This is a genomic window from Dactylosporangium sp. CA-139114 (genome assembly GCF_050955725.1).
Classification (GTDB): Bacteria; Actinomycetota; Actinomycetes; order Mycobacteriales; family Micromonosporaceae; genus Dactylosporangium.
In genome coordinates this window covers 3,255,118-3,271,065 of the sequence record NZ_CP192080.1, presented here as the reverse complement: position 1 = coordinate 3,271,065, position 15,948 = coordinate 3,255,118, and the positions used below count along the sequence as shown (strand labels likewise).

The window sequence follows — 15,948 nt, the reverse complement described above, 5'->3', positions numbered from 1 at the left end:
CATCGCCCGAAGCGATCGGAGGGGCTGAGCCCGCGGGATCAGTCCTGCGCCGCGAGCGTGAGCGAACCGAGCAGCGCGGCGTCCTGGGCGAACGTCGACAGCACGACCTCCGGTGGATACGGCAGCGCGTGGGCGAGCCGGTCGCGCAGCAGGTCGCGGACCAGCTCGTCGCGGGCGACACCACCGACGAGCACGAGCCGCTGCGGGTCGAGCAGCAGGCAGCAGGTGACGACGTGGCGGGCCAGCTCGTCGACCCGCGTGACCAGCGCGTCGCGCACCGGCCCGGACGGGACCGCGGCCGCGCAGAGCCCGGCCGCGCCGTCCGGCAGCGCCAGCTGGTCGGCCAGGTTGTCGAGGGCCCGGCCGGAGAACTGCGCTTCGAGCAGCGGCTCGGGCGACGCCGGCCAGTCGGCGCCGGTGACGGCGTAGGCGATCTCGCCGGCCGCGCCGCGATACCCGGGCACGACGGCGCCGTTGACCGTGACCGCCGCGGCGACCCCCGTTCCCAGCCCGATGACCATCCCGGGGTCGGCGTCGCGCAGCGCGCCGTGGCGCAGCTCGGCGAGGGCGGCGGCGTTGAGGTCGTTGGTGACCCGCACGCGGGAGACGCCCAGGTGGTCGCGGACGGCCTCGGCCAGCCGCAGGCTCTCCCAGCCCGGCACGTTCGGCGCCAGGTCGATGCCGTCCTCGCGGATCACGCCGGGCGAGGCGACCCCGGCCGCGTGCAACGTCCCGCCGGTCTCCGTGACGAGCTTCTGCGCAAGGTCGAGGGCGCGTTCGAGCGCTTGCCGCGCGCCGAGCGTCGCGTGGGTCGGCAGGCGCTGCGAAACGAGCAGGCTTCCGTCGGCGTCACCGATCCCGACGGCCATCTTCGTGCCGCCGAAGTCGATGCCCAGCAACCGCCGGTCTGCCGGGGCCTCGCGGTTCACGCGGCGGCCCTCTCCGCGACGGCGGCCGCGAGCTTCTCGTCCGCCTCGAGCAGCCGTTGCCGCAGCCCGGCGACCTCAGCCAGCGTCGCTTCCAACCCGGTGCGCAGCCGGGCGACCTGTGCCCGCACGGCGGCCTCGCCCGGGCCGTCCGACTGGGCGCGGCGCAGGACGAGCTCGGGGCGCAGCGCGGCGGCGAGGAGGTCGCGCACGGCGTCGTCGTCGAGCGAGTCGACTCCGGCCACGGCGTGCGCCGCCTTGCGGACGTCGTCGCCGGTCCAGGTCGCGGGCGGCCCGGCCTGGACCAGGCGACCGACGACCGAGTGGGCGGCGCGGAACGGCAGGCCGTGCCGGGTCAGGGCGTCGGCGGCGGCGGTCGTGGTCGCGCCGGTCGCGACGATCGCCGCGTCGCCGGGCGGGCGCAGCGGTTCCAGCCGCTCGAACAGGCCGCCGAGCAGGGCGAAGAAGCGGTACGAGCGGTCGTTGCTCTCCCACAGCCGCACCTGGACGTCGGTGGTGGCGTTGTTGGAGTCCTCCCACCACGCCGCGCCGACGTTGTTGAACACGGATGCCGCGTCGGCGGCGGTCGCGCCGGCCATCGAGACCAGGTGTTCCAGCACGACCGGGTTGCGCTTCTGCGGCATGATGCTGCTGCCCTGTGTGAACTCCTCGGGCGTGCGCACCCATTCCCAGGTCAGCCAGTCCATGAGGGTGCGGGCCACGCGCGCCCCGGTGGCCAGCGCCTGCGCGTTGAGCGCGGCCGTGCGCATGAGGTGGTCGGCGCCGGCGACCGCCTCGTACGAGTTGACCACCACCTCGTCGAATCCGAGCAGCTCGGCCACGCGGCGGGGGTCGATCGCGAGGTCGGTGCCGGCGAAGGCGCAGGAGCCGAGCGGCGAACGGTTCATCTCGGCCAGCAGCCTCGCGTAGGCGGCCGCCTGGCCGGCCAGCGCCTCGGCGTATCCGGCGAGCACGTGCCCGATGCTGGTCGGCTGGGCCGGGCGGCGGTGGGTGTACCCGACCACGACCACGTCGGCGTACCGTTCGGCGCGGTCCAGCAGCACGGTCCCCGCCTCACCGATCGCGGCGAGCACGCCGAGCAGCTGGTCGCGCAGCACCATGCGGAACACACCGGCGTCGAGGTCGTTGCGGCTGCGGGCAAGCTGGACGCTGAGCTGCCCTGTCGGGATGCCGCACGCCTCGGCGAGCCGCTTCTCCAGCGTGAAGTAGACGTCCTCGACCGAGCCGTCGTAATCGAACGTCTCCGGCCGGTCCTCGCGGAGCGTGACCAGGCCGCGCAGCATCTGCGCCGCCGCGGCGGCGGGCACGAGGCCCTGCTCGGCGAGCATCACCACGTGCGCCTCGCTGGCCTTGACCATCGGCCGGTAGAGATACACGGCGTGGTGGTCGAACACGACGCGGAGGTGGTGCTGCTGGTAGGTGGTCAACGGCTGGTGGGTCATGCCTTCCCCTCGTGTGGTTGTGGTGCCGGGTCGGCGCCGGGCGGGCCGGGCAGCGGCGCTGCTGCCCAGGCCCGCGCGACGTCACCGAGCCGCGCGGCAGCCAGCTCGCGCACCCGGTTGCCGACCGCCGCGGTGGCCAGCGAGACATGGCCGGACCAGCCCTGCCACGGCTCGGGTCGCGACTCGACCAGGACGTACGGATGGGTCGTCGCCAGCCTCGGGCGGGGCGGCAGGTCGCGCGCCGCGGCCGGGTGGACCGCCTCCGGGTCGAAACCGAGGACGGCAGACGTCTCGTAGGCGCCGCCGTGGCCGCGCGAGGGCAGCTCGCCGAACAGCTCGGTCGTCTCACGGGCGTCGACGAGCTGGAACCAGTTGACCAGCAGCAGGCTCGCCCGCCGCCGGCCGGACGTCCACTCCATCGCGGCCCGTACCGTGGACATGTTGGCGTCGTGCCCGTTGACCACGAGCACACGCGGGAAGCCCGCGGCGACGATGCCGTCGAGCACGTCGCAGAGGTATGCGACGGCAACCTCGGGCCGGATGGCGACGGTCCCGGGCCAGGGCCGCGTCTGCCCGGGGCACGCCGCGTACGGGACGGCCGGGAACGACACGGCGCGCAGCCCGGCGCCGTCCAGTTCGCCTGCGAAGCCGTCGGCCAGGATCAGGTCGGTGCCGAACGGCAGGTGCGGCCCGTGCCACTCGACGGCCCCGACGGGCAGGACCGCGAAGTCGGCGGCCGCGGCGACGCGCGCCAGTTCGTGCCCCGGCAGCCGGCTCACCGGGAGCAGCCCGCCGCTCGCCTGCCAGGCCGTGATCAGTTCGTCCATTGCTCGGCCTGCCGTGACGCGGCCCGGCCGCCGTTCTCCAGCCGCGCCGAGAACCACATGACCACGAAGATCAGCAGGACCTGCAGCATGCCGTATGCCGCGGCGGTGCCGATCTCGAAGGAGTACATCCGGTTGTTGATGGCCACCGAGATCGGGACCGTCGACGACGTGTAGATGAGCACCGACGCGACGAACTCACCGACGCCGTGCACGAATGCCAGCAGTGCGCCGACGATGACGCCCGGCAGCATGAGCCGCACCGTGATGCTGAGGAAGGCCCGCCCCCACGACGCGCCGAGGCTGCGCGCCGCTTCCTCCAGCGACGGGTCGATCAGCGCCAGCGACGCGGAGCTGGCCCTGAACACCAGCGGCAGGAACCGCACGAAGTAGGCCAGCGGCAGGATCCAGAACGTACCGATCAGCGCCTGCCCGAAGCTGAACGCGCTGCCCGTGCTGAAGGCCGAGATGAGGTTGATCGCCACGACGGTGCCGGGCAGCGCCCACGCGATCATGACGCCGACGTCGAGCAGGCTCCGGCCGACGAACCGCAGCCGCCGCACCGCGTAGGCGATCAGGACGCCGATCACGACGCATCCGGCGGTGGCGAGCAGGCTCATCTGCAGCGAGTTGAGGATCGGCTGGAACGCGTTGGGCTCGGAGAAGATGGTGACGAAGTTGTCGGTGGTGTACGCGGACGGGATGATCTCCGTCGTCCAGGACCCGTCCGCGGAGAACGCCACGAGGGCGATCGTCGCGACCGGGGCCAGCAGCACGATCGCCGCCAGCACCGAGGCCACGGGCGCGAGCCGGCGGCCGATCGGGTTGGCGATCTCCCGGCGGCGCGCGGAGATGCCCTTGGACTGCGACAGGTAGCTGCGCCGCCCCTCGTACCAGCGCATCAGGAGCAGGAAGGCGATCGACACCAGGCCGAGCGCCGAGGCGTACGTCGAGGCCATCGGCAGGTTGCCGTTGGTGCGGTTGATGTAGATCTGCATCGTCATGGTCTGGTCGACGCCGAACAGCAGCGGTGCCGTGTAGGACGCCAGCGACGTCATGAAGACCAGCAGCGACGCGGACACCAGCGCCGGGGTCAGCATCGGCAGCAGCACGGTGCGCCACACCCGGATGCGTCCGGCGCCGAGGTTGTACGCGGCTTCCTCGATCGACGGGTCCAGTCCCGCGAGCGCGGCGGACGCCGCCAGGTAGAAGAAGGGGTACATGGTGAAGGTGTGCACGACCAGGACCCCGGCGATGCCGTCGAACGCGAGCACCGGCTCCTCGGTGCCGAACAGGTGTTGCAGGCCGCGCGGCAGGATGCCGATGTCGCTGTACAGGAGCTGGAACGCGATCGCCCCGATCAGCGGCGGCAGCGCGGCGGGCACCAGGATGAACGCCTCGATGAGGCGGCGGCCGGCGAACGAGAACCGCTTGAGCAGGAACGCCATCGCGACACCGACGATGCCGCACAGCACGACGCTGGCCGCCGAGATGACCAGCGACGTGATCAGGGAGGTGCGCGCGACGCCGGACGAGGTGAGGAACTGGGTGTAGTTGCCGGCGCCGTCCTTGCTGACGCTCTCCACGAACGTGGCGAGCATCGGCTGGACCACATACCCCCAGAGGATCAGGACGAGCGGGGCCACGAGGACGTACGGGAACCAGGCGGATCCGGCGCCGCCGGCGAGCCGCCGGGCCAGCGCGGCACGCCGGGTCGGCAGCGTGGTCGACGCCGCGGTCACGGCCGGACCACCCACAGCCGGTCGGCGCAGAGCCGCAACCCGATCCGGTCGCCGACGCTCACGCGGTCGGGCACCTCGACGGCCGCGACGGTCACCTCACCGCCCTCGTCGGCGCCGATGTCGACCGTCAGGTGCGTGGCCATGCCGGTGAACTCGAGCGCGGTCACGCGCCCGCGGATCACGTCGGGGTCCTCGGCGCCGGCCAGTGAGATGTGCTCGGGCCGCGCGGAGACCAGTGCCGTGTCGCCGGCGCGCAGCCCGTGTCCGACCGGTGCGCCGGCCGCGACGCGAGCGCCGCCGGGCACCGCCACCTCGACCCGGGTGGCGTCGGCGGTGGTGACGGGCAGCGACAGCACGTTGCTGCGGCCGATGAAGCGCGCCACGAACGCGTTGGCGGGCTGGTGGTACACCTCCTTGGGCGTGCCGATCTGCTGCACGCGGCCGGCCTGCATCACCGCGATGCGGTCCGACATGGCCATCGCCTCGGCCTGGTCGTGGGTCACGTAGATGGACGTGGTGCCGGCCTCGCGCTGGATGCGCCGGATCTCGGTGCGGGTCTCCTCACGCAGCTTCGCGTCGAGGTTGGACAGCGGCTCGTCGAGCAGGAGCATGCGCGGGCGGATGACGAGCGCGCGGGCCAGCGCGACGCGTTGCTGCTGGCCGCCGGAGAGCTGGTCGATCCGGCGCGGGCCGTATCCGTCGAGGTGCACCTGGGCCAGTGCCTCGGCGACGCGCCGGGTCGCCTCGGCGCGGGACACCTTGCGCACCTTGAGCCCGTAGGCGACGTTCTGCGCCACGGTCATGTGCGGGAAGAGCGCGTAGTTCTGGAACACCATGCCGGTGTCGCGCTTGTTGGGGGCGAGCCGGGTGACGTCCTGGCCGCCGAAGCGGATGTGCCCCACCGTGGGGAAATAGAACCCGGCCACCATGCGGAGCGTGGTGGTCTTGCCGCACCCGCTCGGCCCGAGCAGCGTGAAGAACTCCCCCGCGCCGATGGTGAGGGTCACGTCGTCGACCGCGGCGGCCTCGCCCGATCTGGCGAAGCGTTTGCTCACCGACTCCAACTCGACGTCGATCATCTTTGCCTCTCTGCGCTGGCGTCGATGCCTGCAACGATCAGCCGGCATGCCCGGCCCGGACGGGTCCGGGCGGTCGTGGTCGACGGCCCGGACCCGGGGTGATCAGCCCTTGTTCTTGATCTCGGCGTTCCAGTGGTTGATCCACTCGGTCTCGTGCTTGGCGATGACGTCCCAGCCGACATCCATCGGCTTGAGCTTGAGATCGGCCAGCCACTGCGGCTGGTCGGCGATGGGCACGGCGGGGATCTGGAAGTAGTCCTTGGCCAGGCTGGCCCGCAGTCCGCTGTCGAACAGGAACTCGATGAACGCCTTGGCGCCCTCGGTGTTCCCGCCCTTGATCATGGCGACGCCGTCGACGAGCACCGGCGCGCCGGACGCGGGCATCACGTAGCCGAACGGCATCTTGGACTGCTCGGACTGCAGCAGGATGTCCTGCAGGTTCCAGGCGCTGAGCACGCCCTGGCCGCGGGACATCCTGACGTAGAGGTCCGTCGGGTTGGCGGCGTAGTCGACGGTGTTCGCGTCGAGCTTGCGCAGCCAGTCGTAACCGGGCTGAGGGTTGCTGCCGTCCGGCGACAGGCGCTGGATCATCGAGGCGTAGATGGACCGCATGGTGCCCGACGCGGCCACGTCCCGGATGATGACCTTCTTCTTCCACTTCGGGTCGATCAGGTCGTCCCAGTCCTTCGGCGCTTGGTCCGCCGGGATCGACTTGTTGTTGTACATGATGACCTCGGGCAGCAGGATCTCGCCGAACCAGCGGCCCTGGGAATCCTTGTAGCGCGCGTCCATCTGCGCGGCGAAGGACGGCTGCCACGCCTCGAGCAGGCCTTCGCCGGCCCCGGCGGAGAGCCCTTGCTGCGTGCCGCCCCACCAGACCGAGCCCTGCGGGTTGGCCTTCTCGGCACGGGTGCGCTCCAGCACCTCCTGGGCGCCCATGTTGAGCACCTCGACCTTGCCCTTGTACTCCGGGTGCTTGGCGACGAACTGTTCGACGACGAAGTCGGTGACCTTCTTGTCCCGGGCGCTGTAGACGACGATCTTCTGCGCCGAGGCGCCCGGCGTGCCGGTGGCGGCGTCGTCGCCTCCGCTGCCGCAGCCTGTCAGCCCGGCCGTCAAGGCACCGAGGGCGAGGGTGAGGGCAACGCGACGTCTCATGGCTTCCTCCGCTTGCAGAGTTGAGGGTGCTATCGGTGGGTGTTATCGGTGCGTGGCGGCCGGCTGGGGGCCGGGTAGCCGCGCCGCGGCCGACAAGGCGTAGCTGATCGCGCCGTGCAGCACCGCCTGGTCTCCGAGCACGGCGCGGTGGACCTCGGTCGCGGCCGGGGCCTTGGCGGAGACCAGGTCCTGGATGCGCTCCAGCGCCGCGTCGTCGAGTTGCGCCGCCGCGCCGCTGAGCAGCACCCGTCCCGGGTCGACGACGCAGGCGCACGAGATGATGAGCCGCGCCCATGCGTGCAGCACCTCGTCGAGGTAGGCGCGGGCCGGGCCGGAGGTGGCCGCCAGTTCGATCAGCTCGCTGACCGGTGCCTCGGGGCGCCGGCCGGGATGCAGTGCGACGACCCGCTCCGCGATCGCGTTGGCCGACCAGCGTGCCTCGAAGGGGCCGACGCCGCTGTAGGGGCGATCCGCTTCCGCGTCGACCGGAAGGAACCCCACCTCCCCCGCCGCGCCGCTCGCCCCGCGCCGCACGTGGCCGTCCAGGACGAGACCGGCGCCGATGCCGTCGGCGAAGTGCAGCAGCAGCAGGTCGTCGACATCCTTGCCGGCGCCGGCCATCCGCTCCCCCGCCGCCATCAGGTTGACGTCGTTGTCGACGACCACCGGCACGCCGAGCTCCTCCTGCACCGACCGGCCGATCGGCCGCGCTTCGACGAGGCCGACCGAAGGCGCCAGCCGGACCGCGCCGTCCGACGACACGCCGGGCACCGCGATCGCGACGCCGCACAGCGACGGCCGATGCTCGGCGACCAGCTCAGCAACGAACTGGCAGACCGTCTCGACGACGTCGCGGCCCAGGCGCGACGTGCGGTGGGCGATGACCGCGCCGTTGCTGTCGGCGATCTCGCAGGTGATGCGGGACGGCTCGAGGGAGACCGCGGCCACCAGCTCGGCGCGCGGGTTGAACTCGAGCATCGCGCGCGGCCGCCCCGTCGTGTTGGGGCCCGGGCCGCGCTCGATCAGGTATCCCTCGGCGATCAGGTCGCGCACCAGGCTCGTGAGCGTCCCCGCGGGCAGCCCGGTGAGCTCAGCCAGGTCGACCCGGGACAGCACGCGGGCCTCCCGGGCAGCCGAGATCACCGACTGGCGCTTGATCTCACGCGACCGTTCCCGGCTTACCGGGCTGGTCGGTGCTCTCCCCACGGCGATCACCCTTTCTTACTAGTGCGAAGAAAATCGGCGGTCAAGTCACGGAATGATCTCGACGGGTCGCCGCAAACCCCTGAACCCTGGCCAGCCTCAACCAGGTCCACCCGCCGGCTACCCGCGTAAAAGACAGTAATGCGGACACAGTACAGCCGCAAATATGGACATACGTGAACACTTCGTCAGGCCGGCCGGGTACCGCCAACGGATGATTATTTCTATAACGAAGAAAAGCTCCGCCCGAGGTGTTGACAGCCGTTTCAAGCGATCCCTAGCGTTACGCCTCAACGTCATTCCAGCGCTGACGGACTCGCCGGGCGCTGCGACACCCCTTGTGACCGTCCACAGCGGACGGTCGCTGCGCGTGCGGGACACGCCGTGGTCCCACACTTATTTTCCAGTCCAAATTAACCCGGCAAGTCGCCAGCGGCCCCAGGAGTACCCCCCGTATCCACCACACGAAGAGGTATGCCCCTATGAGATGGCGCGCCAAAGCCGTGATCGCCGCGTGCGGTCTGTTGTTGACGGGCCTGGCAAGCCCCGCGCAGGCCAAGCCGAGCGCACCCATCGACCTGGACATCATGTTCATCGGTGCACATCCGGACGACGAAGCCGGACAGCTCGGCATGTTCGGCTACTGGAACGAGACCCACAACATGAAGGCCGGTGTCATCACGATGACCCGGGGCGAGGGCGGCGGCAACGCGGTCGGCCTCGAGGAAGGTCCCGCGCTCGGCATCCTGCGCGAGGGCGAGGAACGCCGGGCCGTCGGCTGGGCCGGCGTCAAGAACGTCTACAACCTCGACGCGCTCGACTTCTACTACACCGCGAGCGCGCCGCTGTCCAAGCAGATCTGGGGCTACCAGAACTCGCTGTCGCGCATCGTGCGGACGATCCGGACCACCAAACCGGAAGTCATCGTCACGATGAACCCGTCGGCGACCCAGGGCAACCACGGCAACCACCAGGAAGCCGCGATGCTCGCCGTCGAGGCGTTCTACGCCGCCGCGGACCCCAGTGTCTTCCCCGAGCAGATCACCAAGGAAGGGCTCAAGCCGTTCCGGCCGGCCCGCCTCTTCCAGGCCGGCGGGAGCGGCACCGGCGCCAGCGGACCGGCGTGCGAGACGACGTTCACCCCGGCGCAGGCGACCGACGTCATCTTCGGCACCTGGCAGGGTTACGAGTCGGCCCGGCACAGCGGCACCCGCTGGAACCAGGTCGGCGTGTGGGCCCGGCGCGAGTACGCCTCCCAGGGCTGGGCCGGCACGGCGGACGCCGCGACCAACCCGGCGAGCATCGGCTGCAACCGGATCACCATGATCGACAGCCGGACACCGTATCCGGCCCCGAACACCGGCGGCACCGCCGCGCTGCAGGGTGCCACCATGCGCGCCCAGGGCGGGCTGCCGCTCGGCACCGAGCTGTACGTCCGCGCGCAGCACTGGGAGGTGCTGGCGGGCCAGCCGTTCGAGGTCACCGCCACCGCGCGCGCCGACCAGGCGATCCCCGGCGCGAAGGTGGCCCTGGAGGCCCCGGCGGGCTGGTCCGTCAAGGGCAGTGGCGAGCTCGGCACCATCACGCCGAACAACAAGGAGTCCGTCGCCAAGTTCACCGTCACCCCGCCGGCCGGGCTGGTGGCCGGCGAGCGGTTCCGGCTCAAGGCGACCATGACCACCAAGAAGGACGGCACCGGGAGCAACACCACGCTGGTGCAGGCCACCGCCCCCGTCCGCGGCACGCTGGAGCCGCTGCCGGAGGTCGGTGACTTCCGGGAGTGGACCCAGCACAACGGCGTGCAGTCCCTCGACGCGCTGATCGAGTCGATGCTGAGCATCCCCAGCGGAGGCACCCGGCCGGTCCGGGTCGACCTCACCAACTACAGCGACAAGGCGCAGTCCGGCACGGTGAAGCTCAACGTGCCCGCCGGCTTCTCCGTCGCCGAGGCGCAGCAGAGCTACAGCGGCCTGCAGCCCGGCGCGCGCGGATCGGTCACGTTCACCGTGACCAACACCGACGCGTCACTGCCGACCGCCAACCGAGCGCCGAACGACGGCCGCTACCCGGTGCGGATCGAGACCACCTACGCCGGCGGCAGCGCCACCGAGCCCGGTGTCCTCAACATCGTGCCGGTCACGACCATCCCCAAGGCGGCGAAGGCTCCGGCCGTCGACGGCACGGCGAGCCCCGGCGAGTACACCGGCCCGGCCATCGACATCTCCACCCTGTGGGAGGGCGCGCGGACCACGGCCGCGGACATCTCCGGCACGGCCCGCCTGACCTACACCGACGACGCGATCTACGCGCTGTTCGACATCACCGACGACGTGCTCGGCTCGGTGCTGCCGCCGGAGGACTGCAAGCGCCCCCGGCGCAACGACAACATCGAGTTCGGCATCGACCCGCGCGGCGGCTCGGCGAACACCTCCACGGTCTTCAACGTGGCGTTGTTCCCGATCACCAACGATCCCGCCAACGGCAACCCCCCGTGCTACGCCCGGGAGCGGGACAACCACCAGGGCCCCGGCCTGCAGACCGCGCCCGGCATGCAGGTCGCCTCGGTCGTCACCAGCAACCCGTACACCGGATACCGGATCGAGGTGAAGGTGCCGTTCAGCGTCCTGCCCGACAACGTCGACGCGACGAAGATGGGCCTGAACATCCTGGTGAACGACTCCGACACGCAGGACCTGACGGCGCAGACCCGCGTCGGCTGGTCGACGTGGAGCGGCGTCCGGGCCGACCCGTGGCGCTGGGGCGTCGCCACCCTCGAGGGCTACCAGACCAAGCCGTCCTCGCCCAAGGCGCCGATCATGCCGGACACGGCGGCGAGGAGCGTCGACTCGCCGCAGACCATCCTGCAGTCGAGCGCGGACAAGGTCGCCCCCGGCGGCTGGACGCCGCTGGCTGACGGCACGATCCAGATCAAGAAGGTACGGCAGCAGCCGACCGGCGTCGGGGCCGAGCTCAAGACCGGCAAGGCGGGCACCGCACGGGTGTTCGTCTGGGACGGCACGACGATCCTGGCGCAGACCACGGTCGGCTTCGAGCGCGGCGGCTCCAAGAACGTGTGGCTGCCGACGGCGACCGCACTGCCCAGCGGCACCACGCTGCTGGTGTCGTACCAGTCCGGCGACGCGACGACGGGCATCGCCCAGCCGCTGAACTGAGCACACCCGGCCGGAGGGACGGTTCACGCCGCCCCTCCGGCCGGGTTCGGATCACAGTCGCCTGTCGCTGCGAGCCGCGCCCGTGCGGGCGGCCGCCGGATCGGGCGGGCTACGAGCCGGCGGCCGCCTCGACGAACATCCATGCCGAGTCGGTGCCGCGCACCCAGACGCGGCCGTGCGCGACGGCGATCGAGGCCCCGAGCATCCGGCGGTCGCCGGGGTTCGGCCGGGGCGCCGGCGGGCTGTCCGGCAACGGGAGCCGCCACACGACCGTCTCCGGCGCGGCGGTGGACACGCAGACCAGTTCGGCCGGGCTCGCCAGCAGCAGATGGGTGGCGTCCACGTACGCGATCACCGGCGGGTCCCGGCGCGCGACGTCGCCGCCGCCACCGAGGTCGATGTCGACGGGAGCACTGCGGCGCGCCCGCGGCCCGTCCACGAGGATCCGCTCCAGCCGGTAGCGCCGCTCGCCGTCGACGACCACGGCACAGACCATCGCGGGGCCCTCGGCGATCGCGACGACCTCGCCGCCCACCGGGTAGCACCATCGCTCGCGCCCGCCGGCCAGGTCGTAGCCGATCAGCTCCTCCCCCGGCGCCGGATGCCGCCGTTCCCAGGCTCGAGCCGGCTCGTCGAGGTCGGGTTCCACGTCGGACTCCGCCGCGCGCGCGACGATCGCCTCCTCGCGGGCCGCTTCCGCGGCGAGCCGGCGCCCGCGGTCCACCAGCACCACCGTGTCCCCCACCACCGCGCCGAACGAGCGAGCCCGCCGCGGGAAGATCTGGCACGGCGGCAGCCGCCACCGCTCGCGGCCGTCGGCGATCGCGCGGCCGACGATCGCACCCCCGTCGTCCTGGCCCGGCGCGGTCTCGGTGACGGCGAGGTCCCCGGCCGCGGCGAGGGCCCGCTCCGCCGCCTCCCAGCGCAGTGCCCCGGTCGCCAGGTCCCGGCACTGCAGGTGCCAGGAGCAGGCCCGGTACACCCATGACGCGAGGTAGGCGCCGGTCCCCACGGCGAGCGGCTCCTGCCACAGCTTGACGCTCACGTCGGCGCCGTACACGTCCAGGGCCGGCTCGCGGCCGTCGGCGAGATCGTCCGCGCGCAGGATCCGGCCGTCCGCATCGATCAGGTACACCGTGAACGACTCGTCCCACTGGTAGACCGGCAGCAGGATGCGGGCGTCCGGCAGCGGGCGCGGCACGCCCACCTGACACCCTTCCGCTCCCCGCCACCCGAGCGGCACCCGCACCCGGAAGCGCTCCACCGCCGAGCGGGCGTCCAGCGCGACGAGCGCCGGCACCGTGCCGGCTTCCGCGTCGCCCGCGGCGCCCGCGGCGGCGAGCAGCAGCCCGCCGCCGACCGCCGGCGGCAGGTACGACTCGTGCCAGGCGTCCGGCACCGGCACCGTGGACGCCAGCTCGGGGCGCCGGGGCGGGCAGTGCCGCTCCCCGTCCGCTCCGCCGCCGTGCGCCCGCATCCCCGCACCGTAGCAATGGGTCGCTACCGTCGATGACCGGTACTTCCCACGGAGAGGCGCAGACCGCATGAGCGATGGGCATCGAGCGCTGGCCGAGCAGCTGAGCCGGGCCGCGCAGACCCGGTCGGTGACGCTGCGCGACGTCGGGCTGGAGCCCGGCTCGCACGCTCTGCTGCGCACCGACACCCGGTTCGCCGACGTGGAGCGGCTCGTGCTGCACCGCAACCAGCTCGGCGACAGCGGGACCGCGGCGTTGGCGGCCAATCCCGCATTGACCGCCGTGACGCACCTGGAGCTGGTCGGCAACGCGGTCGGCCACGACGGCATCCGCGCACTCACCGACAGCCCGCTGTGCACCACCGTGACCCGGCTCGACCTCAGCGGCAACCCGGTGACGCCGGAAGGCTTCGAGGCCCTGGCGGACGCGTCGATGCCGGCCCTGCGGGAACTGGTACTGCGCAACGTACGCTGCGGCGGGCTGGGCGCACTGCTGCGCGCGGCGGCCCTCGACCGGCTCACCCTGCTCGACCTGTCCGAGAACGACATCGCCGACCACGACCGGGAATACGCCGACTGGGGCGGCCCGGCGGTCTACACGATCCCGGCCGACGAGGTGTGCGTGGAACTACGCCTGCGGCTGGGGTACCGCCTGGATCTGTGACGCCGGCGCCTACTCGGCGCAGCCGGACGCCTCGGCAAGAACACGCTGCGCGAGCTGGACGAGCGCGGTACGCCGTAGCCGCCGCTCATCGGCACCGCTCGCCAGCGCGAAGAGCCAGTCGACCGTCTCCGGCTCCGCACGACCGCGGTGGGCGATGGTTTCGAGCATCGCGTCCCGGACGTCCCCGTCCGGATCGCCAAGGGCAATGGCCGCGCCACAGCCGCGAACCGCGACGACGGCGGGACGCATCGCTGCCCCGATCAACCGACGATCATGTCGATGGATCCGGGCAGCCGGCGGTCGTACGCGAGGTCGGGGCGGAAGCCGGGGACGGCGCGCGGGATGAGCCCGGCCGAAGGTCTCCGGCTGACGGGTCCGCTTGACAACTGGACGTCAACGCCGAGGAGACGACGCGTGAGCCCGACACCGGTCGAGCCCGGCGCGCAGGTCGCGGCGGAGCTTGGCGTCCAGGCCGGGCACGGCCAGCGCGGCAGTCAGGTCGTCAGCGGCCTCGCCCCAGCGCTCCAACCGCATCAGCGCGGTGGCGCGGTTGTAGCGAGGCTCGGCCGCGGTCGACAGCACCACCGCGCGGTCGAGGTCGGCCAGCGCGGCGGACGCGTCGCCGCGTTCGAAGCGTACGGCGGCTCGGTTGGTCCACGCCTCGGCCAGGCCGGGATCGGCGTCGAGGGCCCGTGTCAGCAGATCGTCGGCCTCGTCGAGGGCACCGCGTTCGGAGCGGATCAGGCCCAGCGTGCACAGCAGCGCGGGCGTGTCGCGCCGCTCGGCCGGAGCTGAGCGTACGCACGCTTCGGCGGCGGCGAGGTCGCCCCGGGCGAGATGGAGGTTCGCCAGCGCTACGCGGGCGTCGAGATGGGCCGGATCGATGGCCAGGACGCGCCGCAGGTCCTCACGCGCCGGCCCGCTGCGTCCGGTCTCCTCATACAGGGTCGCGCGGTTGTAGTACGCCTCCGGCAGGTGTGGTCCGAGCTCGATCGCCGTCGCGTAGTCGCCCAGGGCGGCGCTCGTACGCCCGGCGGCACGGTGCAAGGCCGCCCGATCGACGTAGTACTCGCAGTTGCCGGGGTCGAAGGCGATGACGTCGTCGAGGTCGGCCAGCGCCTCGGCGGCGTTGCCGAGCGCCACGTGGAGCTGGGCGCGGTTGTGCCGGAGGCGGGCCTGGTCCTGCCGGCGCTCATCGGCGCCCAGGACGGTGGACAGCTTCGCCAGACCGGAGTTCACCAGCTCCAGCGCCTGGTCCGCCCGGCCCTCGCGGCTGTCCAGCAGCGCGATGCCCTGCTCGTAGAAGACGGTCGACACGACGCGCCGGCGTTCGTCGGTGATGCCGCCGGCCAGGTGCAGCGCCCTCTCCAGCCACTGTCTGGCCAGGGCCGGGTTCTGCCGCGCCGGGGGAAGGTGGCGGGCGTACAGCATGGCTGTGGAGTACGCGGCCGACATCGTGATCCCGGGATCGTCGGTGGCGGCTCGGGCTTCGTCGTACAACTGCAGTGCCTCACCGGCGTGGCCGAGCGCGGCGAGGGCGGTGGCCAGTCCCGTGGTGAACGACCACCAGTGGGCAAGGTCGGTCCCGGGCGTGACGGCGGCCCGGCCGCGGCGCGCGGTCCGCACGGCGTGGTGGTAGAAGCCGCGCGCCAGGCTCTCGCCCAGCATGGCCCGCAGGTTGGCCGGCCGGGACTCGGCCTCCGGCTCGGGCGGTCCCCCGTCGTGCAGGTGCAGGGCCGCCGGCGTCGACGCGAGCCGCCGCGTCAGCGTCGCGAGGAGTTCCGCGGTCGTCTCGTCGGCCGCGTCGGCGTGGACGAAGTGGACGGTCAGGGGACGGCGCACGGCGCACGCGGCCACGAACTCCGCCGCCCCGAACGAGAGGGCGGCGGTACGCCGAGCGGGGTGGAACCGGATCGGCCGCTCGTCCGCCGGGGCCGGGTGCCGGGCCGGGACGATGGCGTGCAGCTCGGCGGCGTGACGGGCGGCCTGCCGGGGATCGTCGCGGGCGAGGTCGGCGAGGAATGCGCCGGCCCCCGCGTAGGGGCCGAGGTCGCGGTGGCAGTCGTAGGGCGGGCGCTCGCAGGCGCCCGCCCGGCGGCGTCCTACCAGCACCATTCCAGCCAGAGTCGCCGCGCTCCGGACAACAGGCGCACGGCACTCTTGTGGCGGATCGTCATTTTCCGCATGGGCCACCTCCGGCAGGGATCACAATGCAGTGATCAGCATCATAGAGCCTTGCATC

12 protein-coding genes are annotated in these 15,948 nt (G+C 72.3%); 2 read left to right on the top strand and 10 right to left on the bottom strand.

Annotated features, from left to right (window positions below):
• Positions 1-38 precede the first annotated feature (38 nt).
• The 7 genes from ACQP2P_RS14820 to ACQP2P_RS14790 form a co-directional block, all read right to left on the bottom strand.
• Positions 39-929, bottom strand: a complete 891-nt coding sequence (locus tag ACQP2P_RS14820) for an ROK family protein (RefSeq protein ID WP_433616468.1) — start codon at positions 927-929, stop codon at positions 39-41.
• On the bottom strand, positions 926-2,389 hold the full coding sequence (locus tag ACQP2P_RS14815) for an argininosuccinate lyase (RefSeq protein ID WP_433616466.1): 1,464 nt from the start codon (positions 2,387-2,389) through the stop codon (positions 926-928). Before ACQP2P_RS14815 ends, ACQP2P_RS14820 begins: the two co-directional genes overlap by 4 nt.
• On the bottom strand, positions 2,386-3,216 hold the full coding sequence (locus ACQP2P_RS14810; RefSeq protein WP_433616464.1) for a creatininase family protein: 831 nt from the start codon (positions 3,214-3,216) through the stop codon (positions 2,386-2,388). Before ACQP2P_RS14810 ends, ACQP2P_RS14815 begins: the two co-directional genes overlap by 4 nt.
• Positions 3,204-4,955, bottom strand: coding sequence for an ABC transporter permease (locus ACQP2P_RS14805; protein ID WP_433616462.1), 1,752 nt, complete (start codon positions 4,953-4,955; stop codon positions 3,204-3,206). The genes ACQP2P_RS14810 and ACQP2P_RS14805 overlap by 13 nt, the downstream gene beginning before the upstream one ends.
• A complete protein-coding gene (locus tag ACQP2P_RS14800; RefSeq protein WP_433616460.1) occupies positions 4,952-6,034 on the bottom strand; it encodes an ABC transporter ATP-binding protein in 1,083 nt (360 codons plus the stop codon). The genes ACQP2P_RS14805 and ACQP2P_RS14800 overlap by 4 nt, the downstream gene beginning before the upstream one ends.
• A 102-nt stretch (positions 6,035-6,136) precedes the next feature.
• On the bottom strand, positions 6,137-7,192 hold the full coding sequence (locus ACQP2P_RS14795) for an extracellular solute-binding protein (RefSeq protein WP_433616459.1): 1,056 nt from the start codon (positions 7,190-7,192) through the stop codon (positions 6,137-6,139).
• A gap of 42 nt (positions 7,193-7,234) precedes the next feature.
• On the bottom strand, positions 7,235-8,335 hold the full coding sequence (locus tag ACQP2P_RS14790) for an ROK family protein (protein WP_433616458.1): 1,101 nt from the start codon (positions 8,333-8,335) through the stop codon (positions 7,235-7,237).
• 587 nt (positions 8,336-8,922) lie between these two features.
• On the opposite strand from ACQP2P_RS14790, the gene ACQP2P_RS14785 reads away from it, so the two are divergent.
• Complete coding sequence (locus ACQP2P_RS14785) at positions 8,923-11,568, top strand: sugar-binding protein (protein ID WP_433616457.1); 2,646 nt, start codon at positions 8,923-8,925, stop codon at positions 11,566-11,568.
• A 109-nt stretch (positions 11,569-11,677) separates the two neighbouring features.
• Here the strand turns inward: ACQP2P_RS14785 and ACQP2P_RS14780 are convergent, their stop codons facing one another.
• Positions 11,678-13,045, bottom strand: a complete 1,368-nt coding sequence (locus tag ACQP2P_RS14780) for a hypothetical protein (protein ID WP_433616456.1) — start codon at positions 13,043-13,045, stop codon at positions 11,678-11,680.
• Between the two features lie 67 nt (positions 13,046-13,112).
• Between ACQP2P_RS14780 and ACQP2P_RS14775 the strand changes: the two genes are divergently transcribed.
• Entirely contained in the window at positions 13,113-13,706 is a 594-nt protein-coding gene (locus ACQP2P_RS14775; RefSeq protein WP_433616455.1) for a hypothetical protein, read from the top strand.
• A gap of 9 nt (positions 13,707-13,715) precedes the next feature.
• On the opposite strand, the gene ACQP2P_RS14770 is transcribed toward ACQP2P_RS14775, so the two are convergent.
• Entirely contained in the window at positions 13,716-13,970 is a 255-nt protein-coding gene (locus ACQP2P_RS14770) for a hypothetical protein (protein WP_433616454.1), read from the bottom strand.
• A 129-nt stretch (positions 13,971-14,099) separates the two neighbouring features.
• Complete coding sequence (locus tag ACQP2P_RS14765; RefSeq protein WP_433616452.1) at positions 14,100-15,821, bottom strand: tetratricopeptide repeat protein; 1,722 nt, start codon at positions 15,819-15,821, stop codon at positions 14,100-14,102.
• Between the last annotated feature and the right edge of the window lie 127 nt (positions 15,822-15,948).